The 26,036-nt window shown below is 60.9% G+C and carries 23 protein-coding genes and 1 pseudogene; 8 read left to right on the forward strand and 16 right to left on the reverse strand.

Translation table 11 applies throughout. From position 1 onward, the window contains the following. Both NDI87_RS01690 and NDI87_RS01695 read right to left on the reverse strand, forming a co-directional pair. The coding region (locus NDI87_RS01690; protein WP_296273067.1) for an S-adenosylmethionine:tRNA ribosyltransferase-isomerase at positions 1-344 on the reverse strand (344 nt) is incomplete at its 3' end. Between the two features lie 60 nt (positions 345-404). After that, positions 405-977, reverse strand: coding sequence for a 5-formyltetrahydrofolate cyclo-ligase (locus tag NDI87_RS01695; protein ID WP_296273111.1), 573 nt, complete (start codon positions 975-977; stop codon positions 405-407). Positions 978-1,013: 36 nt separating this feature from the next. On the opposite strand from NDI87_RS01695, the gene NDI87_RS01700 reads away from it, so the two are divergent. From NDI87_RS01700 to NDI87_RS01725, 6 genes are read left to right on the forward strand one after another with little or no spacing between them, the layout of a single operon-like run. Next, positions 1,014-3,023, forward strand: a complete 2,010-nt coding sequence (locus NDI87_RS01700) for a lytic transglycosylase domain-containing protein (protein WP_296273068.1) — start codon at positions 1,014-1,016, stop codon at positions 3,021-3,023. Between the two features lie 5 nt (positions 3,024-3,028). Further along, positions 3,029-3,712 (forward strand): glutathione S-transferase family protein, encoded by a 684-nt coding sequence (locus tag NDI87_RS01705; protein ID WP_296273069.1) that lies wholly within the window; start codon positions 3,029-3,031, stop codon positions 3,710-3,712. A gap of 16 nt (positions 3,713-3,728) precedes the next feature. Further along, positions 3,729-5,000, forward strand: a complete 1,272-nt coding sequence (locus NDI87_RS01710; RefSeq protein WP_296273070.1) for a multifunctional CCA addition/repair protein — start codon at positions 3,729-3,731, stop codon at positions 4,998-5,000. 22 nt (positions 5,001-5,022) lie between these two features. Further along, the gene (locus NDI87_RS01715) at positions 5,023-5,727 is read left to right on the forward strand and encodes a response regulator (protein ID WP_296273071.1); all 705 of its coding nucleotides are present in this window, start codon (positions 5,023-5,025) and stop codon (positions 5,725-5,727) included. Positions 5,728-5,742: 15 nt separating this feature from the next. Then, a complete protein-coding gene (locus NDI87_RS01720) occupies positions 5,743-7,167 on the forward strand; it encodes a sensor histidine kinase (RefSeq protein ID WP_296273072.1) in 1,425 nt (474 codons plus the stop codon). Between the two features lie 31 nt (positions 7,168-7,198). Continuing rightward, complete coding sequence (locus NDI87_RS01725) at positions 7,199-9,712, forward strand: EAL domain-containing protein (protein WP_296273073.1); 2,514 nt, start codon at positions 7,199-7,201, stop codon at positions 9,710-9,712. Positions 9,713-9,737: 25 nt separating this feature from the next. Here the strand turns inward: NDI87_RS01725 and NDI87_RS01730 are convergent, their stop codons facing one another. The 8 genes from NDI87_RS01730 to NDI87_RS01765 form a co-directional block, all read right to left on the reverse strand. Further along, on the reverse strand, positions 9,738-10,808 hold the full coding sequence (locus NDI87_RS01730) for an ABC transporter ATP-binding protein (RefSeq protein WP_296273074.1): 1,071 nt from the start codon (positions 10,806-10,808) through the stop codon (positions 9,738-9,740). A 5-nt stretch (positions 10,809-10,813) separates the two neighbouring features. Continuing rightward, positions 10,814-11,668 (reverse strand): carbohydrate ABC transporter permease, encoded by an 855-nt coding sequence (locus NDI87_RS01735; protein WP_296273075.1) that lies wholly within the window; start codon positions 11,666-11,668, stop codon positions 10,814-10,816. 14 nt (positions 11,669-11,682) lie between these two features. After that, the gene (locus NDI87_RS01740) at positions 11,683-12,561 is read right to left on the reverse strand and encodes a sugar ABC transporter permease (RefSeq protein ID WP_296273076.1); all 879 of its coding nucleotides are present in this window, start codon (positions 12,559-12,561) and stop codon (positions 11,683-11,685) included. 347 nt (positions 12,562-12,908) lie between these two features. Then, on the reverse strand, positions 12,909-14,159 hold the full coding sequence (locus NDI87_RS01745; RefSeq protein ID WP_296273077.1) for an ABC transporter substrate-binding protein: 1,251 nt from the start codon (positions 14,157-14,159) through the stop codon (positions 12,909-12,911). Between the two features lie 235 nt (positions 14,160-14,394). After that, positions 14,395-15,414, reverse strand: coding sequence for a TRAP transporter substrate-binding protein (locus tag NDI87_RS01750; RefSeq protein WP_296273078.1), 1,020 nt, complete (start codon positions 15,412-15,414; stop codon positions 14,395-14,397). A 57-nt stretch (positions 15,415-15,471) separates the two neighbouring features. Then, complete coding sequence (locus NDI87_RS01755; RefSeq protein WP_296273079.1) at positions 15,472-16,764, reverse strand: TRAP transporter large permease subunit; 1,293 nt, start codon at positions 16,762-16,764, stop codon at positions 15,472-15,474. 6 nt (positions 16,765-16,770) lie between these two features. After that, positions 16,771-17,274 (reverse strand): TRAP transporter small permease subunit, encoded by a 504-nt coding sequence (locus tag NDI87_RS01760; protein WP_296273080.1) that lies wholly within the window; start codon positions 17,272-17,274, stop codon positions 16,771-16,773. After that, entirely contained in the window at positions 17,271-17,777 is a 507-nt protein-coding gene (locus NDI87_RS01765; RefSeq protein WP_296273081.1) for a gluconokinase, read from the reverse strand. Before NDI87_RS01765 ends, NDI87_RS01760 begins: the two co-directional genes overlap by 4 nt. 175 nt (positions 17,778-17,952) lie before the next feature. On the opposite strand from NDI87_RS01765, the gene NDI87_RS01770 reads away from it, so the two are divergent. After that, the gene (locus tag NDI87_RS01770; protein WP_296273082.1) at positions 17,953-18,984 is read left to right on the forward strand and encodes a LacI family DNA-binding transcriptional regulator; all 1,032 of its coding nucleotides are present in this window, start codon (positions 17,953-17,955) and stop codon (positions 18,982-18,984) included. 29 nt (positions 18,985-19,013) lie between these two features. On the opposite strand, the gene NDI87_RS01775 is transcribed toward NDI87_RS01770, so the two are convergent. The 3 genes and pseudogenes from NDI87_RS01775 to NDI87_RS01785 all read right to left on the reverse strand — a co-directional run. Beyond that, on the reverse strand, positions 19,014-20,006 hold the full coding sequence (locus NDI87_RS01775; RefSeq protein WP_296273083.1) for an ROK family protein: 993 nt from the start codon (positions 20,004-20,006) through the stop codon (positions 19,014-19,016). Positions 20,007-20,051: 45 nt separating this feature from the next. After that, a complete protein-coding gene (locus NDI87_RS01780) occupies positions 20,052-20,450 on the reverse strand; it encodes a phosphomannose isomerase type II C-terminal cupin domain (protein WP_296273084.1) in 399 nt (132 codons plus the stop codon). 304 nt (positions 20,451-20,754) lie between these two features. Continuing rightward, positions 20,755-21,002 (reverse strand): annotated as a pseudogene (locus tag NDI87_RS01785) (transposase); the annotation flags it as partial. Positions 21,003-21,097: 95 nt separating this feature from the next. Between NDI87_RS01785 and NDI87_RS01790 the strand changes: the two are divergent. Next, entirely contained in the window at positions 21,098-22,483 is a 1,386-nt protein-coding gene (locus NDI87_RS01790) for an FAD-containing oxidoreductase (RefSeq protein WP_296273085.1), read from the forward strand. On the opposite strand, the gene NDI87_RS01795 is transcribed toward NDI87_RS01790, so the two are convergent. The 3 genes from NDI87_RS01795 to hydA form a co-directional block, all read right to left on the reverse strand. Beyond that, complete coding sequence (locus NDI87_RS01795; protein ID WP_296273086.1) at positions 22,473-23,096, reverse strand: CDGSH iron-sulfur domain-containing protein; 624 nt, start codon at positions 23,094-23,096, stop codon at positions 22,473-22,475. The genes NDI87_RS01790 and NDI87_RS01795 overlap by 11 nt on opposite strands. A 741-nt stretch (positions 23,097-23,837) precedes the next feature. Continuing rightward, positions 23,838-24,599: an aspartate/glutamate racemase family protein gene (locus NDI87_RS01800; RefSeq protein ID WP_296273087.1), complete on the reverse strand. Its 762-nt coding sequence runs from the start codon at positions 24,597-24,599 to the stop codon at positions 23,838-23,840. After that, positions 24,596-26,029, reverse strand: a complete 1,434-nt coding sequence (gene hydA, locus NDI87_RS01805) for a dihydropyrimidinase (RefSeq protein ID WP_296273088.1) — start codon at positions 26,027-26,029, stop codon at positions 24,596-24,598. Before hydA ends, NDI87_RS01800 begins: the two co-directional genes overlap by 4 nt. Positions 26,030-26,036 lie beyond the last annotated feature (7 nt).

A 26,036-nucleotide genomic window follows, 5' to 3' on the forward strand; every position in this document is an offset into this window, starting at 1 on the left:
ACCGTGGCGCCCACCTCGGGCTTTTTGCTGACGCGCATGTGCGCCGCCACCTGGTTGCCAGCCAGCACCCGCTCGATCAGCAACTCCAGCTTGCCGCCGCTGGCTTTGGCGCCAAACAGGCGCGCGTTCATGACCCGGGTGTCGTTGAAGACCATCAGGTCGCCGCGCTGCAGCAGCGAGGGCAGGTCTTTAAAAATGCGGTCAGCGGGCTCGCTGGCACTGCCGTCGAGCAGGCGTGAGCCGCTGCGCTCAGGCGCCGGATGCTGGGCAATCAACTCGGCGGGTAGTTCAAAGTCGAAGTCACTTAATCGATAGGTGCGCAGGGCGGCAGACGTGTGGGGCATGGGCTGGAAAGGTGCGTACGCACCGGGCGGTGTGAGAAGGGGATCTGGATTGTCGCCGTGTTATACCGGCCAGACCACGCCGTGGTCGTTCAGAATGGCATCCATCGGCAGGTCGTGTGGTTCGGGCTCGAAGTCGGGCAAAAAGTCGGTGCCAAAGCCCAGGCCCACGGTGAACGGGCGCGGGTTGAGGTTGGCCAGGGTGCGGTCATAAAAACCGCCGCCGTAGCCCAGCCGGTAGCCGCCAGCGGCATAACCGACACAGGCGACAAACAGCAGTGTGGGCGTGATGACCTCGGTGTCTTTGGGTTTGGGAATGCCGTAGGCATCATCTTCCATCGGGCAACCGGGATACCAGGTGTGAAAGGCCAGGGTTTTGTGAACTTTGTCGACTACCGGGAGTCCTATTTTTCGCAGTTGCTGTTGTTCAATGAGTTCACCGTCTTCTTTCCAGCGGTGCAGGGCTGGCAGCGGGTCAAACTCCCCCTTGATTGGCCAATAAGCGCCAATCACGGTGTCGGGACGCCCCACCAGCCAGATGCGCAGCACCTGCTGCAGCATGGCAACACGCTGCTGGCGGTCCGGCAGTCGCAAGCGTTGCTCAATCAGCCGCTTGCGCAAAGCTTTTTTTTCAATGGCCTTTTGTTCGTCAGAATTATTCATAATCACACCATGCAGTTCAGAACCATTTTGACATTGATTGGCTTGCTTGGCGCGCTGGGCAGCCTGCCCGCGCTGGCCCAAGGCCAGACACCCGGCTTGAGCGCGTCCGATGCGGTGATATTGGAGATGCGTGAGGCTTTTGCCAAGGGTCAAACCAGTCGCCTGACCGAGCTGTTGCCGCGCGCCGATGGCCACGTGCTGGCGCCCTGGGCGGCTTATTGGGAGCTGCACGCCCGTCTGGAGGCGGCCGAGCCCAGGGAGATCAGTCGTTTTCTAAGCCGCTTTGCGAATACCTATCAGGAAGACCGCTTGCGCAACGACTGGTTGCTGTTGCTCGGGCAACGGCAGGAATGGGGCACTTTCATGGCCGAGTACCCCAATTTCCGCATGAACGATGACCGTTCGGTCCAGTGCTACGCCTTGCTGACCGACTTCAAGTCAAGTGAACGCGATGTGGCGCAACAAGTTGAGGTCCGGTGGCTGGCCCAGCGCGATGCCGATGAAGGCTGTGCGGCTGCCGCAGAGCAGCAACTCAAAGCCGGAAAGCTCCAGCCTCAGACAGCCTGGTTGCGTGCGCGCCTGGGAATGGAAAATGGCAACCAGCGAAACGGTAACCAGCGTATTGCCGTCCAGGCCGTCGGCCTGCTTGACGCCGAATGGGCCAACACGGCCAGCGCCATTTATGGCAATCCCGAGCATTACCTTGAAGGCAAGCTGCTGGCGCTGCGTCTGCGCACCAAAGAGCTGGTCACGCTGGCCATGATTCGCCTCGCTGTCAAGGATCCCGACCTCGCAGCCCTTGAAATTAGCAAGCTGCGCTGGAAAACCCAGCTCAGTCAGGAGGAGCGCAGTTGGGTCTGGGGCGTGATCGGCAAGAGCGCCGCCATGCGACTGTCTGACAAGTCGCTGGCCTATTTCATGAAGGGCGAAGACAAACTGATGCAGGCCGACCACCTGGCCTGGAAGGTGCGTGCGGCGCTGCGTGCGGGTAACTGGGAACAGGTGGCCGCCGCCACTGCGGCCATGAGCGAGAGCCAGCGTCAGGACGCCACCTGGGTTTATTGGCGGGCACGGGCCCTGCTGGCGCTGGCCAAAACGCCAGCTGATCGTGTCGAGCCCCAGCGCCTGTTGCAAAGTGTGGCCGGCGTGCAGGGTTTTTACGAATTGCTGGCACAAGAGGAATTGGGTCTGGCGATCACCCCGCCACCTATGCCCGAGCCCCTGACCGAGGCTGAAAAGACGGCCGCCAGCAGCAACCCCGGCTTGCAGCGCGCGCTTGCCGCCATTGCCCTTGGACTGCGCAGTGAGGGTGTGCGTGAATGGAACTACAGCGCCAACTTGCACACCCTGGGCGGCATGAATGACCGCGAACTGTTGGCGGCCGCTGATCTGGCCTGCCGGCATGAGGTGTGGGACCGCTGCATCAATACCAGCGAACGCACCAGGAGCGTGATTGACCTGACGCAACGCTTTCCCATGCCGCACAAACAGGCGGTACTGGCGCGCACGCGTGAGATCGGGCTCGATCCGGCGTATGTCTATGGCCTGATCCGGCAGGAAAGCCGCTTTATTTTGGATGCCCGCTCTGGCGTGGGCGCCTCGGGCCTGATGCAGGTGATGCCCGCCACGGCGCGCTGGACCGCCAAAAAAATTGGCATGACCAGCTTCCAGCCCCACCAGATCACCGAGCGTGACACCAACATTGCGATTGGCACTGGCTACCTCAAGCTGGTGCTCGATGACTTTGCCGGCTCCATGCCGCTGGCCGCCGCCGCCTACAACGCCGGCCCCGGCCGGCCGCGCGCTTGGCGCGGTCAACCCGGCGCGCCGGTGCTGGAGGCTGCCATCTGGGCCGAAAACGTGCCCTTCAGTGAAACCCGTGATTACGTCAAAAAGGTACTGGCCAACACCACCATTTACGCGGCCATGATCAGCGGCCAGACCCAGTCGCTCAAAGCCCGGCTGGGCCAGGTGGGGCCGCCGGATGGCGCGCTGACTGTGAACCGTGACCTGCCTTGAACCTCATGATGAAACTCTACATTGGCAACAAAAATTACTCGTCCTGGTCGATGCGCTCCTGGGTGCTGCTGACCCAGGCCGGCATTGCGTTTGATGAGGTGATGGTGCGCTTTGACGCGTTCACCCCCGATTCGCAATTCAAGGCCACACTGCGGACTTTGTCGCCCACCGGCAAGGTGCCGGTGCTGGTGGATGGCGACCTGCTGGTGTGGGACACACTGGCCATTGCCGAATATGTGGCCGAGCAGTTCCCCGAGAAGGCGCTGTGGCCACGGGACAAGGCGGCCCGGGCCCGGGCGCGCAGCCTGTGCGCCGAGATGCACAGTGGTTTTGCCGGCCTGCGCTCGCATTGCCCGATGAACATCGAGGCCAGCCTGCCCGAGACGGGCGCACTGGTCTGGCGTGACCAGCCGGCGGTGCGTGCCGACGTGGCCCGCCTGGTCAGTATGTGGCAACAGTGTCTGGACGACCATGGCGGGCCCCTGCTGTTTGGCGACTTCAGCGTCGCAGATGCCTTTTTTGCCCCCGTTTGCTCTCGCTTGCTGACCTATGCCTTGCCCTTGCCCGCTGACATTGTTGCCTACGTCAAACGCGTCTGCGCGCTGCCGGGGGTCAAGGCATGGATCGATGGCGCGCTGGCCGAGCAGGATTTCCTGGATTTTGAAGAGCCTTACCGCTTGTCGCGCTGAGGTGCCGGGCCCTGACATGCAGCTCTATATGGTTGGCGGTGCGGTGCGCGATGCACTGATGGGGCTGCCGGTGAAGGATCGCGACTGGGTGGTGGTGGGGGGCACGCCGCAGCACATGCTGGACCAGGGTTTTGTGCCGGTGGGCAAAGACTTTCCGGTGTTCCTGCATCCGCAAACCCACGATGAATACGCACTGGCCCGCACTGAACGAAAAACTGCGCCTGGCTACCACGGTTTTGCCATCCATGCGGCGCCGGATGTGAGTCTGGAAGAAGACCTGGCACGGCGCGATCTCACCATCAATGCCATGGCCGTTGCTGCTGCGCAGCTCGGTCTGAACGGCGCATGGGACAAGCAAAATGTGATCGACCCTTATGGCGGAGTGCAGGACCTGGCTAACAAGGTGTTTCGCCATGTCAGCCCGGCGTTTCGTGAAGACCCGGTGCGTATTCTGCGGTTGGCGCGCCTGGCGGCGCGCTTTGCCGACTTCACGCTGGCCCCGGAAACTTTGCAACTCATGCGCGAGATGGTGGCCAGCGGTGAGGTGGCTCACCTGGTGCCCGAACGCGTCTGGCAGGAGCTGGCCAAAGGCCTGATGGAGGCCATGCCCTCGCGCATGTTTGCGGTGCTGCGCGACTGCGGCGCGCTGGCCCGATTGCTGCCTGAAGTGGACCGTTTGTGGGGCGTCGCGCAGCGTGCCGACTACCACCCCGAGGTCGATACCGGCGTGCATGTGATGATGGTGATGGACATGAGCGCGCGCCTGCAGACCCCGCTGCCGGTGCGGCTGGCCTGCCTGTGCCATGACCTGGGCAAGGGCAACACCCCAGTCGACATTCTGCCGCGCCATCTGGGGCACGAGCAGCGCAGCGCCGGCTTGCTGCACAGCCTGTGCGCGCGCCTGCGCGTGCCCACCGACTGTCGGGAACTGGCCGATGTGGTGGCACGCGAGCACAGCAATATTCACCGCTCTATCGCGCTCGATGCGGCCGCTCTGGTGCGGCTGCTGGAGCGCTGCGACGCGCTGCGCAAACCGGCGCGTTTCGCCCAGATTCTGCTGGCCTGCGAATGTGATGCGCGTGGACGGTTGGGCTACTTTGACGCAGCTTACCCGCAGCGGCCGCATTTGCAGGCGGTATTGTTGGCCGCCCAGGGGATCGACACCCATAAAATTGCCTCGGCTGCCATGGCTGGCGGCGCCAAAGGTCAAGATATAGCGAAGGTCATGCAGGCAGCCCGGGTGGCTGCGGTGCAGGCGGCTTTGGCGTCAAGGCGCCAGAGCGCATGAACTCCTCGGGTATGCTTGCATCATGTCTAGTTTGCTAATCATTGAAGACGACGAATTGCTGCGCGATGGCTTGTCTGCGCAGTTTACCCAGGCTGGCCACAGCGTCGTGGCTGCGGCGGATGGCGAGGCCGCGCAGGCTTTGCTGGAGACACATCGCTTTGACGGCGTGGTGCTCGATCTGGGTTTGCCCAAAATCAGTGGCATGGAGTTGTTGCGCTGGGTGCGCAAGCGCCTGCCCGCCTTGCCGGTGCTGATTTTGACGGCGCGTGAAGGGGTTGATGACCGGGTGCAAGGGCTTAACGCCGGGGCGGATGATTACCTCACCAAACCCTTCAACATGGCGGAACTGCAGGCCCGCATGGGCGCCTTGTTGCGGCGCGCCCGCCTGCCCGCATTTGGCGGCTCTCTCGAATTGGCGGCCAGCCCGACGGCGCGGCCGCTGCGGGTCGATGCCACGCTGCCACAAGCCTGGCTGGGGGACGAGGCGCTGGAACTCACGCAACGCGAGTGGGCCCTGTTGTCGTTGCTGGTTTCCCAGGCTGGTCGCGTGGTAAGCCGGGAGGATGTATTGGAAACCTGGCAGAGTGAGCCGGGGGAGCCCGGTGCCCTGGCCTCCAATGCGCTGGAGGTTTATATCCACCGGTTGCGGCGCAAGCTGGTGGACTCGGGACTGAATATTCGCAATGTACGTGGCCTGGGCTACATGCTGGAAACCGGCACGGCATAAACCCGCCAAGTCCCCATGACCACGGCCACCCCACTGCAGCCCCACGGGCAAGGTCTGTCACTCAAGCGTCAGTTGTTGCTGTGGTTGTTGCTGCCCCAACTGGTGTTGTTTCTGGTCGGCGGTGCCCTGGCTTACCGGGTTGCGCTGAAGTACGCCGAAAAAGCCATTGACCAGTCACTGACCCAGTCGGTGCGTTCGCTGGCGCGTCAGGTCAAGCCGATTGGTTCGGGCCTGCTGATTGATTTTCCGCGGGCCGCCCAGGACATCATCGAACAAGACCCCAAGGACCGCGTGAGCTACATGGTTTCGAGCCCACCCGGCAGTTTCCTGCTGGGCAACGGCAGACTGCCGGGCCCGGCTGAAGAACAGCAGCTGCCGACCCATGAAGCGCTGCTCTACAACGCCCAGGTGGACGGCAAACCGATGCGTGTGGCGTTGCTGGAGGTGGACTATGGTGATGCCGGCTCGCCCCAGCGCATGCGGGTCCAGCTGGCCAAGAGTCTGGCCGTGCAGCAGCGACTGACCACCGAGCTGATCGCCGACATGCTGGCGCCGCTGCTGTTGCTGGGCGTGGTGCTCAGCGTGCTGGTGTATGGCGGCATCTCCCGTGGTTTGCAACCCCTGACCCGGCTGCAGGCGCAACTGGGCGACCGGCGTGACCAGGTTCTCTCCGATGTGTCGCCGATCGAGATGACCCAGGCGCCGCAGGAAGTGCACGCGCTGGCCGGTGCAGTCAACCACTTGCTGGCCGCAGTGCGGCGCAGCCTGGGTCAGGAAAAGCGTTTTTTGAACGATGCCGCGCACCAGTTGCGCACCCCGCTGGCGGGCTTGATCAGTCAAACCGAACTGGCGCTGGCCGAGCAGGATCCACAAGCCCTGCGTGTGCGACTGGGCAAGGTACTTGCTGGCGCCCAGCGCAGTGCCCATCTGGTGCAGCAGTTGTTGTCGCTGGCGCGCAACGAGGTCGAGGTCAAGCTGCAGCCGTTGGATGTCGCCAGCCTGGCGCGCGAGGTGGCGCGCGACTGGACACCGCGCGCGCTCAAGGCCGGGATAGACTTGGGCTATGAGGGTGCCGACCACCTGATGCTCGCGGGGGAGGCTTTTTTGCTGCAAGAAGCGCTGAACAACCTGATCGACAACGCACTAAGGTATGCAGGGGTGGGCAGCGTTGTGACTTTGAGTGTGCAAACGCAGGGGTCGCAGGTGATACTCGAAGTCGCCGACAACGGGCCGGGCCTGTCAGCGCAGGACTTGCCGCATGTGTTCGAGCGCTTTTGGCGGGCCAGTGATGTGCCGGGGGGCTGTGGTTTGGGCTTGGCCATTGTGGCCGAGATCGCCCAGCGCCATGGCGGCGAGGCCCGGGTGCTGACGGTCCAGCCCCATGGGCTGCGGGTGCAGTTGTGCTGGACAGTGGGTCACGCCGACAATCAGCTTGCGTGATCCTCAGGGTCATTTTTTGGAAAAAAGAATTATGGTCAATGTAGATTCTGTAACCAGTGCCGGGCAGGCTGTTGCCGACTTCTGGCAAACCTTGCTGGCCAGTATCAGTCAGGGCGTGTGCGTGTTTGATGCCGATGGCTGTGTGGGCCAGTTCAATCCTTGTCTGCCCGAGTTGCTCGATGTGCCGCCAGAGTTTCTGGCAAGTGGTCCCTCTCTGCGCGAGATCTATGATTTTCAGATGCAGCGCGGTGACTTTGCTGGCGCCCCCCATCCGCTGGACCAACCGACCCAGCAGGCGTCCTCTGACGCTGACCCGGCTTTGGTGTCAGAGCATTGTTTGCGTTTGAGGCACCTCGGACGTACCCTGCAAGTGCAAACCAGGCGCCTGCCAGGCGCCGGCCTGGTGCAGACGGTGATGGATGTCAGTGATTACGTGCAGGCTGAGGCGGGTCGCAAGCGTGCCAATCAACTGCTTTTTGCCACCCAGGCGCTGGCCGAACTGGGCGGTTGGGAAGTGGACTTGCAGCACAACCAGGTGACCTGGACCGACGGTGTCTACCGCATTTTCGAAACCACCCCGCAAGCATTTACACCGTCACTCGCCACAGTCCGGCCCTTGTTCACCGAGGAGTCGCTGGCCATTTACGAAGCGTCCTTCCAGCCGTCGGGCCAGCCCACATCCACCCACGAGTTTGAAATTGAGATGCTGACCCTGAAGGGACGGCGCATTTGGCTGCATTCGCGGGGCACCACGACCTGGGAGAATGACCGTCCGGTCAAGCGCACCGCCATCGTGCAGGACATTACCCGGCGCAAACAGACCGAGATGGCCTTGCGCGACAGTGAGGCGCGCTGGAAACTGGCGCTGGAGAGCGTCGGTGACGGGGTCTGGGACTTGCAGGTGCAGAGTGGCGAACAGTACCTGTCGCCGAATCTGCTGCGCATGTATGGCTATGACGATGGCGAGCTCCAGTCCAGTGTGGCTGAACTTGATGCGCTGGTCCACCCCGAGGACCTGGGGCGCCTCCAGCTTGACCGGCAGGCCCACCTGGACGGCATCACGCTCACCTACAGTAATGAGCATCGGGTGCTGTGCAAGGACGGCAACTGGAAATGGGTGCACAGCCGCGGCATGGTGATCAGCCGCGATGCCCAAGGCAGGGCGCTGCGCATGTTGGGCACCCACGCCGACATCACCGAACGCAAGACGGCGGATGCGCTGGTCTGGCAGCAGGCGCATTTTGACGCGCTCACCGGCTTGCCCAATCGGCGTCTGATGCGCGAACGGCTGATTCAGGAAATCAAGAAATGCCGCCGCAGTGGGCACAAACTGGCGCTGTTGTTCATTGACCTGGACCACTTCAAGGAGGTCAATGACACGTTGGGGCATGACCGTGGCGACGAATTGCTGGTCGAGGCGGCGCAACGCATTCAGCGTTGTCTGCGGGAAACCGATACTGTGGCCCGCATGGGCGGCGACGAGTTCACGGTGATCATTACCGGCATGGCCGATGAGGCCAATCTGCAGAGCATCCTGCCCAAGCTGCTGAATACCCTGAGCGCGTCGTTCCAGTTGGGTCTGGACCAGGTTTTTGTGTCCGCCAGCATGGGTGTGACGGTCTACCCGACCGACACACTGGAGGTGGATGACCTGCTGAAGAACGCCGATCAGGCGCTCTACGTGGCCAAGGCGGCAGGGCGCAACCGGTTCAGCTTCTTCACGCCGGCGCTGCAGGAGGCGGCCATGCAGCGCGCCCAATTGACCCATGACCTGCGCGCCGCCTTGCCGGCGCAGGAGTTTCGCGTGGTCTACCAGCCGATTGTGACTTTGGCCACCGGCAAAATCCACAAAGCCGAGGCCCTGATCCGCTGGCAACATCCCAAGCGCGGCCTGATCAGCCCGGCAGAATTTATTCCAGTCGCCGAAAGCAGTGGCCTGATTGTGGAACTGGGGGAGTGGATTTTTGCCCAGGCGGCAGCCCAGGTGAAAAACTGGCGTGCCGAATTGCACCCGGAGTTTCAGGTCAGTGTCAACAAATCTCCCCTGCAGTTTGAAAACCCGAATCCCAACCATATTCCCTGGATCGATCAATTGCGTGTGCTCGGGCTGCCCGGTGAAAGTGTGGTGGTTGAAATCACCGAAGGCCTGCTGCTGTCCACCAGCAACGGCGTGGTTGAACAACTGCTGAAGTTGCGCGACGAAGGCATCAACGTGTCGCTCGATGACTTCGGCACCGGTTATTCGTCGCTGTCCTACCTGCAAAAATTTGACATTGATTTCATCAAGATCGACCAGTCCTTTGTCCGCCACCTGAAGGCCGGCACCACCGATCTGGTGCTGTGCCAGGCCATCATTGCCATGGCCCACGCCCTGGGCATGAAGGTGATCGCCGAGGGCGTGGAGACGGCGGAGCAGCGCGATCTGCTGAAAGCCGCCGGCTGCGACTATGCGCAAGGGTATTTTTACTCGCGCCCGGTGAATCCCGCAGAATTCGAAGCCATGGTGCAACGCTCGGAGCAAGCGCTGGACTCGGTGAAGACATGACCCGTCCGCGGGCTGGCGCGCCGGGTCATGCCAGGCGCAGGCCGCTCTGCGCGTCAAACCAGTTGTTGTGCCTGCCGCTCACCGTCATGCCCACCGTGTCGCCCATCTTCACTTGCGTGCTTGGTGGCGTGCGCACCGTGATCAGGCCGACCCCGGTTTTCACCACCACATAGGTATCGGCCCCGGTGGGCTCCACCAGGGTGACCTGGCCGCGCCAGGTGGCGTCATCGCTCAGATGGATGTGCTCGGGACGCTGCCCCAGCGTCAGCTTGCCGGTGGCCGGGCAGGGCAGAGTCAGACTGCCGCCTTCAAAGGAAAACACAGTGCTTTCGCCTGTTCCGCTGGCCTCGCCGGGGATGAAATTCATGGTGGGTGAGCCAATGAAACCCGCCACATAGGTGTTGGCGGGGCGGCGGTAAATGTCATCGGGCGAGCCAATTTGCTGCAGGATGCCGTCCTTCATAACCGCTATGCGGCTGCCCAGCGTCATGGCCTCGATCTGATCGTGCGTCACATACACGGTGGTGATGCCGCTGACCAGGTGCAGACGCTTGATCTCGGCGCGCATTTCCACGCGCAGCTTGGCGTCCAGGTTGGAGAGCGGCTCGTCGAACAGGAACAGTTGCGGGTCGCGCGCCAGGGCGCGGCCCATGGCCACGCGCTGGCGCTGGCCCCCCGAGAGCTGCGCCGGCCGGCGGTCCAGCAGGTGCTCGATCTGCAGCATGGCGGCCACTTCGTGGATGCGCTTGGTGCGTACTTCGAGCGGCACCTTGCGCATTTCCAGCGCAAAGCCGATGTTGTCGGCCACGCTCATGGTGGGGTAGAGCGCGTAGCTCTGGAACACCATGGCAATATCGCGCTGCGCTGGAGCCACGCCAATGACGTTTTTGCCAGCAATGCGCAATTCGCCCTCGGTCGGGTCCTCCAGGCCGGCAATGATGTTGAGCAGGGTCGACTTGCCGCAACCCGAGGGTCCGACGAGGATCAGGAACTCGCCCGGTGCGACCTCGATATCGATTTTTTTCAAGACCTCGACGGCCTTGTCGCCCTTGCCATAAACCTTGCGGATGCCCGCGATGTGGAGTGATGCTGCCATGTTGTTTATCCTTTAACCGCACCGGCGGTCAGACCTTTGACGAAATATTGACCGGCCAGCACATAGACCAACATGGTCGGCAGGCCGGCGATGATGGCCGCTGCCATGTCCACGTTGTAGCTTTTCACGCTGCTGGTGGTGTTGGCCATGTTGTTCAGGCCCACCGTGATCGGTTTGCTGTCGGCGCCGCTGAAGGCCACGCCAAACAGGAAGTCGTTCCAGATGTTGGTGAACTGCCAGATCAGCGTCACCATCAGGATCGGCGTCGACATCGGGATCACGATGCGGTAGAAGATGCGCCAGAAACCGGCGCCGTCCATGCGCGCCGCCTGAATGAGCTCACGCGGAATGGCGGTGTAGTAGTTTCTGAAAAACAGCGTGGTGCCCGCCATGCCGGCCAGGCAATGCACCAGCACCAGTCCGGAGATGGAACTGGACAAGCCCAGAAAACCCAGTACCTGGCTCATCGGCAACAACACCACCTGGAACGGCATGAAGACGCCAAACAGGATGAAGCCAAACAGAAGGTCACTGCCCTTGAACTTCCACATGCTCAGCACGTAGCCGTTCAAGGCGCCCCAAGCGGTGGAGATCAGCACTGCCGGCACCGCCATGGCCACCGAGTTCAAGAAATAGGGCTTCAGGCCGCGGCAATCGACACCGGTGCAGGCGGTCGACCAGGCCAGTTGCCAGGACTCAAAATTCAGCGAGGTCGGCAGGCTCAGCAGGTTGCCGGCGCGCAATTGGTCGGCATCCTTGAACGAGGTCACCAGCATCACATAAAGCGGCGCCAGAAAGAAGAAGGCCGCCACAGCCAACACGGCGTACAGCGCAAAACGGGAAATATTTTTAGCGTTCATGGTCAAGTCCGGATTCAACGCTCGTGCGGCTTGGAGCGCAACTCGCTGTACAGGTAAGGCACTACCAGCGCGGCCACCATGGCCAGCATCATGGTGGCGCTGGCCGCTCCCAGGCCAATCTGGCCGCGGGTAAAGCTCATGGTGAACATGAAGGTGGCGGGCACGTCCGACGCATAGCCGGGTCCGCCTGCGGTCAGGGCCATCACCAGATCGAAGGCTTTGATCGACAGGTGTGACAGCACCAGAATGGTGGAGAACACCACCGGGCGCAACACCGGCAGGATGATGCGCCAGTAAATGCGCGGCAGGCTGGCGCCGTCAATCTGCGCGGCCTTGATGATGCTGTCGTCGATGCCGCGCAAGCCTGCCAGAAACAGCGCCATGGCAAAACCGGCCGACTGCCAGATGCCGGCAATCACCACGCAGTAAATGGCGGTGTCGCTTTGCACCAGCCAGTCAAAACTGAAGCTGCTCCAGCCCATGTCCTGCATCAGCTTTTCCAGCCCCAGACTGGGGTTCAAGATCCATTTCCAGGCGGTGCCGGTGACGATGAACGACAGCGCCATGGGGTACAGATAGACCGTGCGGATCACCCCCTCAAAGCGGATTTTCTGGTCCAGAAAGATCGCCAGCAGCATGCCCAGCAGCATCGATCCGCCGACGTACAGCACGCTGAAGATGCCGAGATTTTTCAGCGCCACGTACCAGCGGTCCATTTCCCACAGGCGCACGTACTGTTCCAGTCCAACGAACTCGTCGTAATTGGGCAACATGCGTGAATTGGTCAGGGACAAGAGGCCGTTCCAGATCATGAAGCCGTAGATGAAGGCAAAGCCGAGCACAAAGCCCGGCGCGATCACCAACTTGGGCAACACGTTTTCAAATGATTTCATGGACATTTCGCCTTAGCTTAGGTTGGAGCTTGGAGTGGCTCCGTTGATGGGGCACCTGTGCTGTTATCGGATCAGGCGGGCCGGGTAATTCACTTCGTTCGTGTCCCCCGACCCTAAGCCTGCGGCCTAGGGTCTCCTCCTTTACCTCACTACGCGAAATACCCGGCCCACCCGATCCTGGGCCGGTGTCGAATCGCCTGTCAGCAAACCCACTGCGCAAGCAGTAGGGTTGGGGTATGTGTCATAGCGAAGTAAAGGAGGAGCCCGCAGGGCGGGGGACATGAGCGGCGACACGTACCCCAGCCCTGCTGCGGATACGTTTAACAATCTCCGATGTTCCCAAGGCATTACTTGGTTGCCGCAGCCTTGGCGATGCTCTTCACCCCATCCGCCACACTCATCTTGTCGTTGTTCCAGAACTGGCTGACTGCGTCCTTGATGGCGCCTTCGGCGGCCGGCATCACCGCCATGCCGTGCGCAATGGAGGGCAGCAGGCCGCCAGATTTCGCGGTTTCAACAAAGTCTTTGCTGGACAGTTTGGCACAGTCATCGAACTTTGCCATGTCCATGTTCAGACGTACCGGGATCGAGCCCTTGTTCAGGTTGAAAACTTCCTGGAATTCAGTACCCATGATGGCGGCGGCCAGATCAGCCTGTGCTTTCTGGGCGGTGGCGTCTTTCAGCTTGAACATGGCAAAAGAGTCCACGTTGAAAGTGAAGGCGTTGGCCGTTCCGGGGGCGGCTGCGCAGATGTAGTCCTTGCCCGGGACTTTGCCGGCGGCCGTGAACTCACCCTTGGCCCAGTCCCCCATGAACTGGAAGGCCGCCTTTTCCTGAATCACCATCGCCGTGGCCAGATTCCAGTCGCGACCGGGGGCCGCAGCATCGGTATAAGTCTTGACCTTGCGGAAAGTTTCCAGCGACTTGGTCATGGTGGCGCTGGTGAGCGCTTTTTGATCCAGCTTGACCAGCGCGTCACCGTAGAACCTGGCGCCGCCCACCCCCAGCACGACCGATTCGAAGGTGGTGAAATCCTGCCAGTTCTGGCCACCGTGTGCGACCGGTATCAAGCCCGCTTTTTTGATCTTTTCAGCGGCCGCAAAAAACTCATCCCAGGTTTTTGGCGTGCCCGCGACACCGGCTTTTTTCAGCACGGCCGCATTGGCCCACATCCAGTTGACGCGGTGCACATTGACCGGTGCGGCGACAAAGTTTCCTTTGTATTTCATGACATCAGCCACCACCTTGGGTAGCAGGCTGTCCCATTTTTCGGCCTTGGCAGTGGCGTCGAGGTTGGCCAGTACACCTTCTGAAGCCCATTCCTGAATCCCCGGGCCCTTGATTTGCGCTGCAGCGGGCGGGTTGCCGGCAACGACCCGGCTTTTGAGCACGGTCATGGCGTTGTCGCCGCCGCCGCCAGCCACGGCAAAGTCTTTCCAGGTGTGGCCCTTGCCTTGCATGATTCTTTTCAGCTCGCCGACCGACTTGGCTTCGCCACCGGACGTCCACCAGTGCAGCACCTCCACTTCGCCAGCCATTGCTGCATTAGCAGCCGCCACCAAGGCCACGGCTGTAGCCAATTTTGAAAGTTTGATCATGACATCTCCAGTTGGTCTGCCTGGATGGCCTTCAGGGCCAGGAGGCGCGGGGTTGATTCGGGCAGACACCATGTTGCTCGAATTAATTAATTGTTAATTAATTTTTAATCCCGTGCAAGAGGGTGTTTACCCTAACCCCCGGCCTGCTGATGAAGAAGATTTGTTGGGCAGGTTCTTGCGGCCTCGGCCCCCCTTGCTGCCGACTGGCGCAGGAAGGGGGCTTGGGAAGATGCGGTTATTTGCCGCCGCGGATTTTCTTCAGTTCAGCCTGGGCTTCATTCCACAAGTCCATGCCCACATCAGCTGCCACGGTTGCGTACACCTTGGTCAACTTGTCACGCATGCGGGCGGACTCGGCAGGCGAGAGTTCGTTAATCATCATGCCTTTTGTCTTCAGGTCGGCCATGGCCTTGGCCGCCTCGTCGCGGGTGTCCTTGCGCTCAAAGTCGCGGCTGACGCGGGCGGCGTCCATCAACACCTTTTGCTCGTCTTTTGAAAGCTGGCCCCACCATTTCTTGCTGGCCGTGACGATCCACGGGCTATAGACGTGGTTGGTCACCGTCATGTACTTTTGTACTTCGTAGAACTTGCTCGACAGGATGGTGTTGAACGGGTTTTCCTGGCCGTCCACCGTCTTGGTTTCGAGCGCGCTGAACAGCTCCGAGAAGGCCAGCGGAATGGCGTTGGCACCCAGCGTCTGGAAGCTGCTCAAGAACACATTGTTTTGCATGACTCGCAATTTGATGCCGTTCATGTCTTCCATCTTGGTGATGGCGCGCTTGCTGTTGGTCAGGTTACGAAAGCCGTTTTCCCAATAAACCAGACCCACCAGGCCTTTTTCCGGCAGCTTGTTGCGCACCTTGTCGCCAATCGGGCCGTCAAGCATGGCATCGGCCTCTTTGGTGTTGCTGATCAGGAACGGCGTGTCCCATAAAGCCATTTCCTTGGTAATGCCTACCAGCGTGGCGGTCGAGCCCACCATCATCTCCTGGGCGCCACCGATCAGCGCCTGCTGCATCTGGTTGTCCGGGCCGAGGGCGGCGGCGCCAATGGCGCGCACCTTCATTTTGCCGCCGGAGAGTTTGGCCACCTCGTCGGCAAACACCTTGGCCGCGCGGCCCTGGTTGCTTTGCTCGTTAAGGCCATAGCCAAAGCGGATCAGGCGCGGTTTGATGTCTTGCGCCACGGCAGCAAACGAGGCACTGAGCACGGCCACGCTGGCGGCGGCAATGAGGGTTCTGCGAAGAAATGACATGGTAAAAATCTCCTGTGGTTGAAGTAAAACGCGTGAAAAAAAAGGGTGAAGGTGGCGTCAGCGCATCCACGCCACGGGCGCGGTGACGATCTGCGGGAACGCAATGAACAGGGCCAAAATCGCGATGTAGGTCATCAAGAACGGACTGATGCCGCGGATCACGCTGTGCAGCGGCATGCGCCCCACACTGGCCACCACGTTGAGCACGGTGCCCACCGGCGGCGTGATCAGGCCAATGGAGCCATTGAGCACAAACATCAGGCCAAAGTACACCGGGTCAATACCGGCCTTGACGGCAATCGGTAGCATCACCGGCGAAAAGATCAGGATGGTGGGTGTCAGGTCGAGCGAAGTACCGATCATGATCAGCACCAGCATCATCACCACCATCAGCAGGCGCGGGCTTTCCACCAGCGGCCCGAGCCAGGCGGTCAGCACATTGGGCAGGTCGGCCAGCGTCACCATGTAGCTGGCCACCTGGGCGCCAGCGCACAAAAACATCACGATGGCGGTGGTTTTGGCCGCGCGCACCAGTACTTCGTAGACCTGTATCAGCTTCATTTCCCGGTGTACAAACAACGAGATCACCAGTGCATAAAACGCCGCCACCACGGCCGCTTCGGTCGGCGTGAAGATGCCCGACTTCATGCCGCCAATGATGATGATCGGCATCAGCAGCGCCCAGAAGGCTTTCAGGGTGGCCTTCAGTCGGTCCTTCATGGACAGCGCCTCGCCCTTGGGCAGATTCATGCCGCGCAGCACCAGTTTCCAGGCAATGATCAGGCCAATGCCCATGATGAGGCCGGGCACGATGCCCGACAGGAACAGCAAGGAGATCGAGGTGTTGGTGGTGACACCGTAAATGATGAATGGCATGCTCGGTGGAATGATCGGGGCGATGATGCCGCCGGCGCCAATCAGGCCCGCCGAGGTGTGCAGCGGGTAACCCTGCTGGCGCATCATGGGCAGCAAAATGGTGGCCAGTGCGGCGGTGTCGGCCAAAGCCGAGCCGCTCATGCTGGCCATCAGCACGGCCGCGCCAATGGCGACAAAACCCAGACCGCCGCGAATGTGCCCGACCCAGGCCTGCGCCATGGTGATGATGCGCTGGCTGATGCCGCCCGCGTTCATCAATTCACCTGCCAGAATGAAAAACGGCACCGCCAGCAGCGGAAAGCTGTCCACCCCCGCCACCAGGTTTTGCGCCAACAACTGGGTGTCCCAAAACCCCAGCACCCAGGACATGGCGGCGCCGGTGAGCGCCAGCGCCAGCCCCATGTTCATGCCAATGCCCAACAGCGACAGCATGCCACCCATGAAAACGATAAAAGCCAGACCTTCGCTTGACATGATGGTTTACTCCTGCTGCGCGCCATACCCCAGATGCAGGGGGGTGCGCTTGATCAATTCCACCAAAGCCATCAGACAGATCGCGCTGGTACACAAAAAGGCCGGCAAGGGCAGCAAGGCCGTGGGGTAACGCAACACCACCGAATAACTGTCCAGCCCCACAATGACTTGCTGCCAGGCACCCCAGGCAATCATTCCGCTGGCGGTGATTACCAGCAAACGGATCAGCAGGGTGGCGGCCAGCATGGCGCGCGGTTTGTGGTGCAGCAGTCCCACCAGGCTGGTGAACGTCATGTGTTCGCCGGCCGGGTAAGCTGCGGTCGCGCCAATGAACACCATCCAGACAAACAACAGGCGCGACAGTTCCTCGCTGGCGGCCACACCACTGCCAAAGCCGTAGCGCAATACCACGTTGAGGAAAACCGATACCGCCATCATGCCCAGACAGAGGGCCATCAGACCGCTTGCCAGACGCTTGATCCGGTTGTCTGGTGCCAAATTCGGGCTCATGTCGTTTCCTTGGTTAACAGCCAAGCCGCAAGCTGTGCTTGGAGTTCCGCGAGAGACGCCATCGCATCCAGCCGCAACACACCGGCTTCGCCGGTGGGCACTTCCAGCGTGGCAAACTGGCTGTCAACCAGCGTGGTCGCGAAAAAGTGCTCCTTGGCGCGCGCTTGCACCCTGACTTGGGCGTCAGTGCGGCTGATGTCAAGAAATGCGAAGCGCAAGCTTGGGGCAGCCTGGCGCAAGCGATTCCGGTAAACTTTTTTGAGCGCGGAACAGGTCAAGACGACACCTTCAGGGTAGGCGCGCAGTTGCTCGCACAAGGTATCCAGCCAACCATCGCGGTCAGCATCGGTCAGTGCGATGCCCTGACTCATTTTGCTGCGGCTGGTCGCACTGTGGAAATTGTCGCCCTCAACCAAAGGGATGCCCAGGGCCAGCGCCAGCGCCGCCCCCAGGCTTGACTTGCCGCAACCGGCCACGCCCATGATCACTACTGAATTATTCATTTCAAACTTGGGATAGCGCTATCCATAAACATCAAATAAAAGACCTTTTAAAGGTCGGCCAATTTTTGCGATACACCCGAGCGAAGCCTGAAAAATAAATTTAATAACTTGCCAATCGACTGCGGATAGCGCTATCCTACATCATCTGAAGTGATCTCTTCTAGGTATTTACCCTATGTCTACCATACCAAAATCTGTAAGATCCCGCGCCACCGGCCGCACGACCCTGTCGGATGTCGCCCGTTTGGCGGGGGTGAGTCCCATCACGGTGTCGCGTGCGCTGCGCGGTGAACGCGCCGTGGAGGCGAGCCTGGTGGCGCGCGTCCAGGCGGCCGCCCAGGAGCTTGGCTACGTCCCCGACCCGGCCGCCAGAGCGCTGGCGTCACGCCACAGCGCGCAAGTGGTGGTGCTGGTGCCGATGCTGTCGAATGCACTGTTCGTTGATCTGTTGGAGGCGGTGCAACGCAGCCTGCGGCCTGCAGGCTACCAGATGCTGATGGGCGTGACCCATTACGACGCCGGCGAAGAAGAAAGCCTGCTGCGCGAATTGCTGCTGCACCGCCCGGCGGGACTGCTCATTACCGGTCTGGAGCAAAACGAAACCAGCCGCAAGCTGATCGCCCAGAGTGGCGTGCCCTGCGTGCATCTGATGGAAGCGGTTCAGGATGAAAGCGTTTACAGCGTCGGCTTTTCGCAAGCCGATGCGGGCGCCGAGATGACCCGGCACCTGTTGCAACGGGGTCGGCGCCACATTGTCTTTGCCGCCGCCCAGCTCGACCCCCGCACCCTGCAGCGCCTGGCGGGCTGGCGACGCGAACTCACGCGTGCCGGCCTGTACCAGGCCGCGCTGGAATGGCGCAACCCGGCGCCCTCGTCAATGGCCTTGGGCGCCGAGATGTTTGACGCCATTCTGCAGGCCCAACCTGCCACGGATGCCATTTTTTTCTGCAATGACGACTTGGCCCAGGGCGCGCTGCTGGCGGCCCTGCGCAGCGGCATCAAGGTTCCCCAGCAAGTGGCCATCGCCGGCTTCAACGACCTCACCGGCAGTGATCAGATGCTGCCCGCGCTGACCACGGTGCGCACCCCGCGCGGTGAAATCGGCAGCGCGGCGGCGGCCATGCTGCTCGCGCTGATCAACGGCGACGATGTGGCCGTGCCACGGCTTGACCTGGGTTACCAACTGATCGAGCGATCCAGCACCTGAGGTTCAATCGGCCCGGTCTTCGAACGGTATCAGGCGACCAGCGCCAGCGCGCCAAAATCACCCACGCGCTCACCCAGGCCGGCGCTGACCAGTTCGCAGCCATTGGTCAAGGCGGGCAACTTGCCTTGCACCACGGCGCGCAGGCGCGGCAGCAGGTAGTCGCGGTGGTGCCAGTAGACGCTGCCGCCAATGCTGATGCGCTGCAGATCGAGTGTGGCGATCAGGTTGTAGAGCATGCGCCCCATCACCAGGCACAAGTCGTCTATCAGGCCGATGGCCTTGGCATCTCCGGCGTAGGCGGCTTTGAATAGCGCAGCGGCATCCGGGTAACCCAGCGCCTGAAAACGCCGGGCAATGGCGTTGCCGGCCACCAGGCCTTCGACATCACCCACATTGCCGCAGCCGCACAGCGCATCGTTGTTATCGCTGACAAACAGGTGCCCGGCGTGGCCGGCGTTGCCGTTTTTGCCGCGCAGCACATGGCCGTCCACGCACAGGCCGGTGCCAATGCCGGTGCTCCAGGTCACATAGGCGCAGTTGGCCAGCGGCACGCCGTCTGTTTGCAGGGCGCCCCAGCGGCGCTCGGCCTCGAGCGCGCCAATGCCGTCGTTTTCGACGCGGACCTGGGCAAAAACAGCGCGCAACGGGGCTTCGAGCAGGGCGGTGGGCCAGTCGTTGGGCAGACCGCGCGCCTTGCCCGCCAGGCCGCCGCAAATATTGGGCGCAGCCAGCTCGACCAGGCCCTGGTTCAGCACGAACGGGCCGCAGGAGGACACCCCCACGCGCGCAATGTCTGCAGTTTGAACCCCGGCCAGCGCACAGCTCTGGCCAATCAGCCGGATGATCTGCTGCGCCAGCGCATCGTTTTGACCCCGGGTGGCCGTGGGCTCGGTGAGCTTGCCGCGGCTGCCTTGCGCATCGACGATGTTGACTGCCACCTTGGTGCCGCCGATGTCGACACAAGCCACCGGCTTGCTGGCGGCGGGCAGGCGGAAGCCTTCGGTTAAAACGTTGCTAGTCATAAAAATGGTTTCAAAAAAGCAAAAGCAAAAGCAAAGGCAAAGGCATCAGGCACGGCCGTAATCGTCGCCCAGCCGCACGATGTCGTCCTCGCCCAGGTAAGCGCCAAACTGTACTTCAATAATCTCCACGGGCTCTGAAGTCACATTGGCGAGACGGTGCACCTGGCCCAGCGCAATGTCGCAGTGTTGTCCTACCGCGAGGTCGAAGATGCGATCATCCAGCGTGACCCGGGCGGTGCCTTGTACCACCACCCAGTGCTCAGTGCGCTGGCAGTGTTTTTGCAGGCTGATGCGCTGGCCCGGCAGCACGCCGATGCGCTTGATCTTGTGATTCGGCGATTCAGACACGGTTTCATACCAGCCCCAGGGGCGCAGCGTGCGCTCAATGCGGCCAACAGTTTGGCGGGAAGTTTGCATCATCATGGCCAGGAATTGTGAGGCCATCATGCTAAACCCTGGCGCGGAGGCAGGTTACCAAGGTATTACGCAATACTTCCACAAAGAAAACCACCACGCCGCAAGCGACGAAGAACCGATCCAAGTTTGATTCGAGTGTGGTCACCAATTGGATGGACTGTTTTCCACGATTGGTGATGGCCGACTTTGAGAAAGAAAAGCAAGCACCTTTGGCACTGCCACAACAGGTCGGGCCAACAAAAACGATGACTGCTTCAGAGCCGAATTTGCTTCTGCAGCGGAAGCAGACACCCACGAGCGGCAGCTTACTGGGAGTCCAGTTGTCGCTCGCTACCCCATCGACCACACAGGCGTGAAAGTGCACATGTTGGTTCAGGCTGGAATCGAAGCGGTGGATGAGCGCCACAGCACCGATGCGCGTGGCCGTCTTGCTCACATGGACCGCACCATGTTCAGTACCGCCCCGTCGCGCTGCATGAAATAGCGCAGCCGCTTTGGCACCGAGAGCACCCACTGGCGCACACAGGGCTTTGGCGTGTGGTGGTCATCTTGGCCGTCGAACTGGCCTGCGCTGGCAAGTCCGGACGAACCGGGTCCGGACTAGGAATACACTGACATGGAATTAGATGCTGTCCGACAGGCTGCAAACCAACTCACTGGCTAAGGAGTTCGTCATGGTTGAACAATTTGATGCCATCGTGATCGGAGCCGGCCAAGCCGGTCCGGCGCTAGCCGTGCGTTGCGGCAAAGAAGGACTGAAAACGCTGTTAATCGAGCGTCATCACTTTGGCGGTACCTGTGTCAATAATGGTTGCGTGCCGACCAAGACGCTGGTCGCAAGTGCGCGCGTTGCGCATGTCGCACGCACGGCCGCCAGTTATGGCGTGCTCATCGATTCACCCGTGCGCGTCGACATGGCGCGGGTCAAAGCCCGCAAGGACCACATCGTTCGGAAGTCTACAGCCGGGGTTCGGGCGTGGCTCGATGGTGCGCCCAATGTCAGGGTGTTGGTTGGGCACGCCCAATTCATCGGGCCACACCGCATCCGTGTGGATGAACAGGTGTTTGATGCACCACGTATTTTTATCAACGTTGGCGGACGCGCGCTGGTGCCCGACATGCCAGGAATCTCCGAGGTGCCGTTCCTGAATAACGAACGCATCATGCATGTCGAAAGCCTGCCCGAGCATCTGATTGTGGTGGGCGGTAGCTACATCGGTCTTGAATTTGCGCAAATTTACCGTCGTTTCGGTAGCCAGGTGACCGTTGTCGAGGCTGGCCCGCGCCTGGTCGGGCGTGAAGATGCCGATGTGTCGGATGCGATTCGCGACATGCTGGTGCATGAGGGCATCAACTTTCGTTTTGGCGCAACGTGCATTGGCCTAGAGCGCCACGGCGACCGGGTCGCCATCGCGGCCTCATGTGATGGCAGTCAACCGCGTATTGAAGGCTCGCACATTCTGATGGCAACGGGGCGTGTGCCCAATACCCATGATCTGGGCTTGGCAGCTGCCGGAATTGCGACGGATTCCCGTGGCTACATCACGGTTGACGAGGGCTTGGCCACTGGTGTGGATGGGGTGTGTGCACTGGGCGATTGCAATGGTCGCGGTGCATTCACGCACACCAGTTGGAACGACTACGAAATCGTCGCGGCCAACCTGTTCGACGGCGATTCGCGCAAGGTCAGTGATCGTATTGCAAGCTATGCACTGTTTGTTGACCCGCCATTGGCGCGCATCGGCCTGACTCACGCGCAGGTTCTGGCTTCGGGTCGACCGGCGCTGGCCAGCAAGATGATGATGACCCGGGTTGGGCGCGCGCGGGAGATGGGCGAGACGACAGGTTTCATGAAGGTTGTGGTGGATGCCCAGACGCAACAAATATTGGGGGCCGCAATCCTTGGCGTACACGGTGACGAGGTCATTCAGGTGCTGCTCGAAATCATGGCAGCGAAACTACCCTATACCGTGATCAACCGTTCTGTGCATATTCACCCCACTGTGGCCGAGCTATTGCCAACACTGCTTGAAGGCCTTGCGCCCCTTGTCAGTCTTTGAAACCCACGCTCCAATGGGTACCGTCGCAAAACGGTTTGTTTTTGGACGCACCACAACGGCACAGCGTGTAGTGCTCCATGGAGGCTCCTTGGGCAAATACCTGATTGCTGAGCTCGGGGCCCCCGACCACAGCGTAGGGGCCATCCTTGGTAACGGTGATTGAGGGCTGACGAAGCGGGTTGCCCCCGAATACGCCATTTCGGGAAAACCCCAGCGCTCCCGACGGGCATTGTTGAATGGTCTGGATGATGTGGTCTACCGTATCGCCATCGGGCTCGATCCACGGTTCACTCTGGTATTTGAAAACTTGCGCCAATCCGTCGGTGCAGCGGCCAGCGTGGGCGCACACGGATCGGTTGTCGTGAATGGTGATGCCCGTCCCCGCATAGGTGTCACTGCGGTCCGTGCTGCCATCAGCCAAACGGGCCCCGTCAAAGCCATTCTTGTTGTGAGTGCCATCGCAAAACGGCTTGTTAGCCGACCCACCACAGCGGCACAGTGCCATTACCGGTTTGGCGCCGATGGACTCGCCTTGCGCGTCCCTGAGGTCGTCCAGATTCTTCACCAGATAGGGGCCGTTCAATGCGCACTCAATGGTTGTTGCCTGGCTCATGGTGTTCCTGTCGCGATTGGGTAAAGGACGCTGTGGCCCAGTATGACACCAAGCTAGTCGCTTTGGCAACAATCACCGCAGTGTCGCGCTGCATATACCGGCCAAACCAGCCACCCGTTCCAATCCAAGCCTACCACCTGTTCCAATGCAAAGTAGGCCACCGGTTAGTTAGGACTGAAGCCGAGCCGCTTATTCAGAAACAGTCTGTCTGACATGAACGTCAGGCATGGAGCGTGATGTAATTCGGCTTCGCAGCGTAACCGGAAATACAGAAGTCCAAATTGACCGCCAGATAGCGGGCATTGGTTTCAGTAATTTAGCGACAGCAGTGTGCTCGCTCATTCAACCAGATGGGCGCTGACCATCGGGTGCTCCCGAATGGCAGCGTTCGGGCGGCGGAAAAACTCACCGTCGAGGTTGCCCGATGCTGTAGCTTAATTGGCTACGTCCAACTTACATTACGGAAACTTGCAGTGGGGACCCGTTGACATCAGTGCAACCGTAACGGAGCGCCACGAGGATAGAGCATTCATAGCCTAGATCAGCACCTACCCAACCATTCCTTGCACAAATGGTTTGATCTCATCAAATCGAACATGCACACCACTTTTGACACTGAAAGCGGGAAACAGTCGCTGCAGGCTCAAGAATAAACTTGTGAAGACTCGTTTTAGTATTCATCGAGGGACACCGTGCGTGGTCCAAAATTGGCTACCATGAGTCGTCAGTTCGGGCTCTTGCTCACGACTCCCTCAGATGACTGGCATTTTCCAATAAGGTCACCATGGCGGGCGGCAGTCCGCCATTTGGTTTGCTAGGGGGCGGTGCAAAGCTCCCCAGCCGGGCCAGACCGGGTTCCAGGGCGAAAAGCGACTCGGCATGACGCACTGCACTGGACACCCCATCAACCACGGGCACCGGCAATTGACCCTTGAGCAAACGCGCCAGGCCGGCCAGGGGCGCGCCTGCCAGGATGATGACATCGGCCCCATCTTCTGTCACAGCCCGCTCGGCCAATGTCTTGAGGGCTTGCAGGTGCTCGTCCTGCACTCCATCGATGCGTGTCAGACTTTGGTCCAGCGCACGAATACTTGCCAGGCGCTGGCCAAAACCATAGCTTTCGACGACCTCACGGTACCAGGCCTGGATGCGTTGCGAAATGGCAATGATGGAGATCCGGTGGCCCAACAAATGCGCGCTGGCCAGGGCCGCTTCTGTCAGACCCGTGACGGGCACGGGCAACACCTCCCGCAGGCCGGTCAGGCCAGGGTCACCAAAGGCCGCCACCACCACGGCATCGAATCGGGCGTGATGTTCGGCGGCCACTTGTGCAGCGGCGTACGCACCGATCAGGGCTTCAAACCGGGTTTCAATGTAGGCGACACCGAAGGGCGCGGTCATGACCTCGATCTCGGTGCCTGGTGAGGCACTTCGCTGCGCCTCGGTCAAGATCAGGTGGGAGACGCTGTCGGAGATGTTCGGGTTGATCAGCAGCAGTCTCATGCGCTGCCCTCCTGTCCACGGGGCAGCAAGGTGGGCGCGCCGCGTTTGAGAAAATGGCCGCGTCCAGCCTGGCCATGAAATGCCTTGCCGTCCCAGACCACATTGCCCCGCGAGAGGGTGATTCCCGGCCACGCCCTCAGCGTCAGACCTTCATAAGGCGTGTGGCCAACGGCATGGTGCAGGTCTGCGTTGCGCAAGACGAACTCCCGTTCATCCCAGACCACCAGGTCGGCATCCGATCCGATGGCAATGGCGCCTTTGCGGGGATGCAGGCCATACGCTTTGGCCGGATTGGTAGCGGTGAGCTCGACAAATTTCTGCAGGGTCATGCGCCCCCCCAAGACGCCGGCGGAATACAGCAGCGCCATACGTGTCTCGATGCCTGCCAGGCCATTCGGTATGTAACGAAATTCAACTTCCTTGCCATCGGGCTTCTTGCCGTCGGTGCCTTCGACATTAAACGGGGCGTGGTCGGATGAAAACACGGTGAAGAGCCCGTCGTTAAGGCCGTTCCAGATGACCTCCTGGTTGGCTTTGTCGCGCGGCGGCGGGCTGCACACGCAACGTGCGCCGTGGTAACTGTCGTCCAGGCCCAAGTCGTCCGCTGTCAAAAAAAGGTATTGCGGGCAGGTTTCGGCAAATACCTTCAGGCCTTGTCCGCGCGCCCACCGGATCTGGTCGACGGCTTCCCGTCCGGACACGTGAACGATCAGGATCGGAACGTCAACCAATTGCGACAGCGCGATGGCGCGGTGGGCGGCCTCACGCTCGACCAGCATGGGGCGCGCTTGTGCATGAAAGCGCGGTGCCGTGCGGCCCGACGCCTCCATCCGCTTGGTGAGCCATTCGATGCAATCCGCATTCTCGGCATGAATCATGGCCATGGCACCGTGTTGCCGCGCGACATCCAGCACATCAAGAATCTGGCCGTCGTTGAGCTTCAGGTCGTCATAGGTCATGTAAATTTTGAATGACGTGTAACCCTCCGAGATGAGTGTGGGCAGCTCCTTATTCAGAACTTCGGGTGTCGGGTCACTGACGATCAAATGAAATCCGTAATCGATGTGCGCCTGGCCATCGGCCCGCCGGTGGTAGTCTGTGACTGCGTCGCGCAGCGACTTGCCTTTTTCCTGGGCAGCAAATGGAATCACGGTGGTGGTGCCGCCACACGCGGCAGACCGCGTACCCGTTTCGAAATTGTCGGCCATGCGCGCGGGGGGCGCCAGGGGCTGGTCGAGATGGCAATGCGCATCGACACCGCCTGGTGTCACCACACGTCCTGCGGCATCGATTTCCAGGGCGCCAGTACCCAGCTGGGTGCCGAGTTGGGCAATGCGGCCTGCTCGTATGCCGATGTCGGCGGCATAGGTGTCACTGGCTGTTGCGATCATGGCATTGCGAATGAGCAAATCAAAGGTGTGCGACGGCATGGTGTGT

Origin of the sequence: Rhodoferax sp. (assembly GCF_023701345.1) — a bacterium.
Taxonomy (GTDB): Bacteria; Pseudomonadota; Gammaproteobacteria; order Burkholderiales; family Burkholderiaceae_C; genus Rhodoferax.

Bases quoted from the DNA above. Each gene is read 5' to 3' on its own strand.
- NDI87_RS01700 (WP_296273068.1), top strand. From the start codon at position 1,014: ATGCAGTTCAGAACCATTTTGACATTGATTGGCTTGCTTGGCGCGCTG.
- NDI87_RS01705 (WP_296273069.1), top strand. From the start codon at position 3,029: ATGATGAAACTCTACATTGGCAACAAAAATTACTCGTCCTGGTCGATG.
- NDI87_RS01710 (WP_296273070.1), top strand. From the start codon at position 3,729: ATGCAGCTCTATATGGTTGGCGGTGCGGTGCGCGATGCACTGATGGGG.
- NDI87_RS01715 (WP_296273071.1), top strand. From the start codon at position 5,023: ATGTCTAGTTTGCTAATCATTGAAGACGACGAATTGCTGCGCGATGGC.
- NDI87_RS01720 (WP_296273072.1), top strand. From the start codon at position 5,743: ATGACCACGGCCACCCCACTGCAGCCCCACGGGCAAGGTCTGTCACTC.
- NDI87_RS01725 (WP_296273073.1), top strand. From the start codon at position 7,199: ATGGTCAATGTAGATTCTGTAACCAGTGCCGGGCAGGCTGTTGCCGAC.
- NDI87_RS01730 (WP_296273074.1), bottom strand. From the start codon at position 10,808: ATGGCAGCATCACTCCACATCGCGGGCATCCGCAAGGTTTATGGCAAG.
- NDI87_RS01735 (WP_296273075.1), bottom strand. From the start codon at position 11,668: ATGAACGCTAAAAATATTTCCCGTTTTGCGCTGTACGCCGTGTTGGCT.
- NDI87_RS01740 (WP_296273076.1), bottom strand. From the start codon at position 12,561: ATGAAATCATTTGAAAACGTGTTGCCCAAGTTGGTGATCGCGCCGGGC.
- NDI87_RS01745 (WP_296273077.1), bottom strand. From the start codon at position 14,159: ATGATCAAACTTTCAAAATTGGCTACAGCCGTGGCCTTGGTGGCGGCT.
- NDI87_RS01750 (WP_296273078.1), bottom strand. From the start codon at position 15,414: ATGTCATTTCTTCGCAGAACCCTCATTGCCGCCGCCAGCGTGGCCGTG.
- NDI87_RS01755 (WP_296273079.1), bottom strand. From the start codon at position 16,764: ATGTCAAGCGAAGGTCTGGCTTTTATCGTTTTCATGGGTGGCATGCTG.
- NDI87_RS01760 (WP_296273080.1), bottom strand. From the start codon at position 17,274: ATGAGCCCGAATTTGGCACCAGACAACCGGATCAAGCGTCTGGCAAGC.
- NDI87_RS01765 (WP_296273081.1), bottom strand. From the start codon at position 17,777: ATGAATAATTCAGTAGTGATCATGGGCGTGGCCGGTTGCGGCAAGTCA.
- NDI87_RS01770 (WP_296273082.1), top strand. From the start codon at position 17,953: ATGTCTACCATACCAAAATCTGTAAGATCCCGCGCCACCGGCCGCACG.
- NDI87_RS01775 (WP_296273083.1), bottom strand. From the start codon at position 20,006: ATGACTAGCAACGTTTTAACCGAAGGCTTCCGCCTGCCCGCCGCCAGC.
- NDI87_RS01780 (WP_296273084.1), bottom strand. From the start codon at position 20,450: ATGGCCTCACAATTCCTGGCCATGATGATGCAAACTTCCCGCCAAACT.
- NDI87_RS01790 (WP_296273085.1), top strand. From the start codon at position 21,098: ATGGTTGAACAATTTGATGCCATCGTGATCGGAGCCGGCCAAGCCGGT.
- NDI87_RS01795 (WP_296273086.1), bottom strand. From the start codon at position 23,096: ATGAGCCAGGCAACAACCATTGAGTGCGCATTGAACGGCCCCTATCTG.
- NDI87_RS01800 (WP_296273087.1), bottom strand. From the start codon at position 24,599: ATGAGACTGCTGCTGATCAACCCGAACATCTCCGACAGCGTCTCCCAC.
- hydA (WP_296273088.1), bottom strand. From the start codon at position 26,029: ATGCCGTCGCACACCTTTGATTTGCTCATTCGCAATGCCATGATCGCA.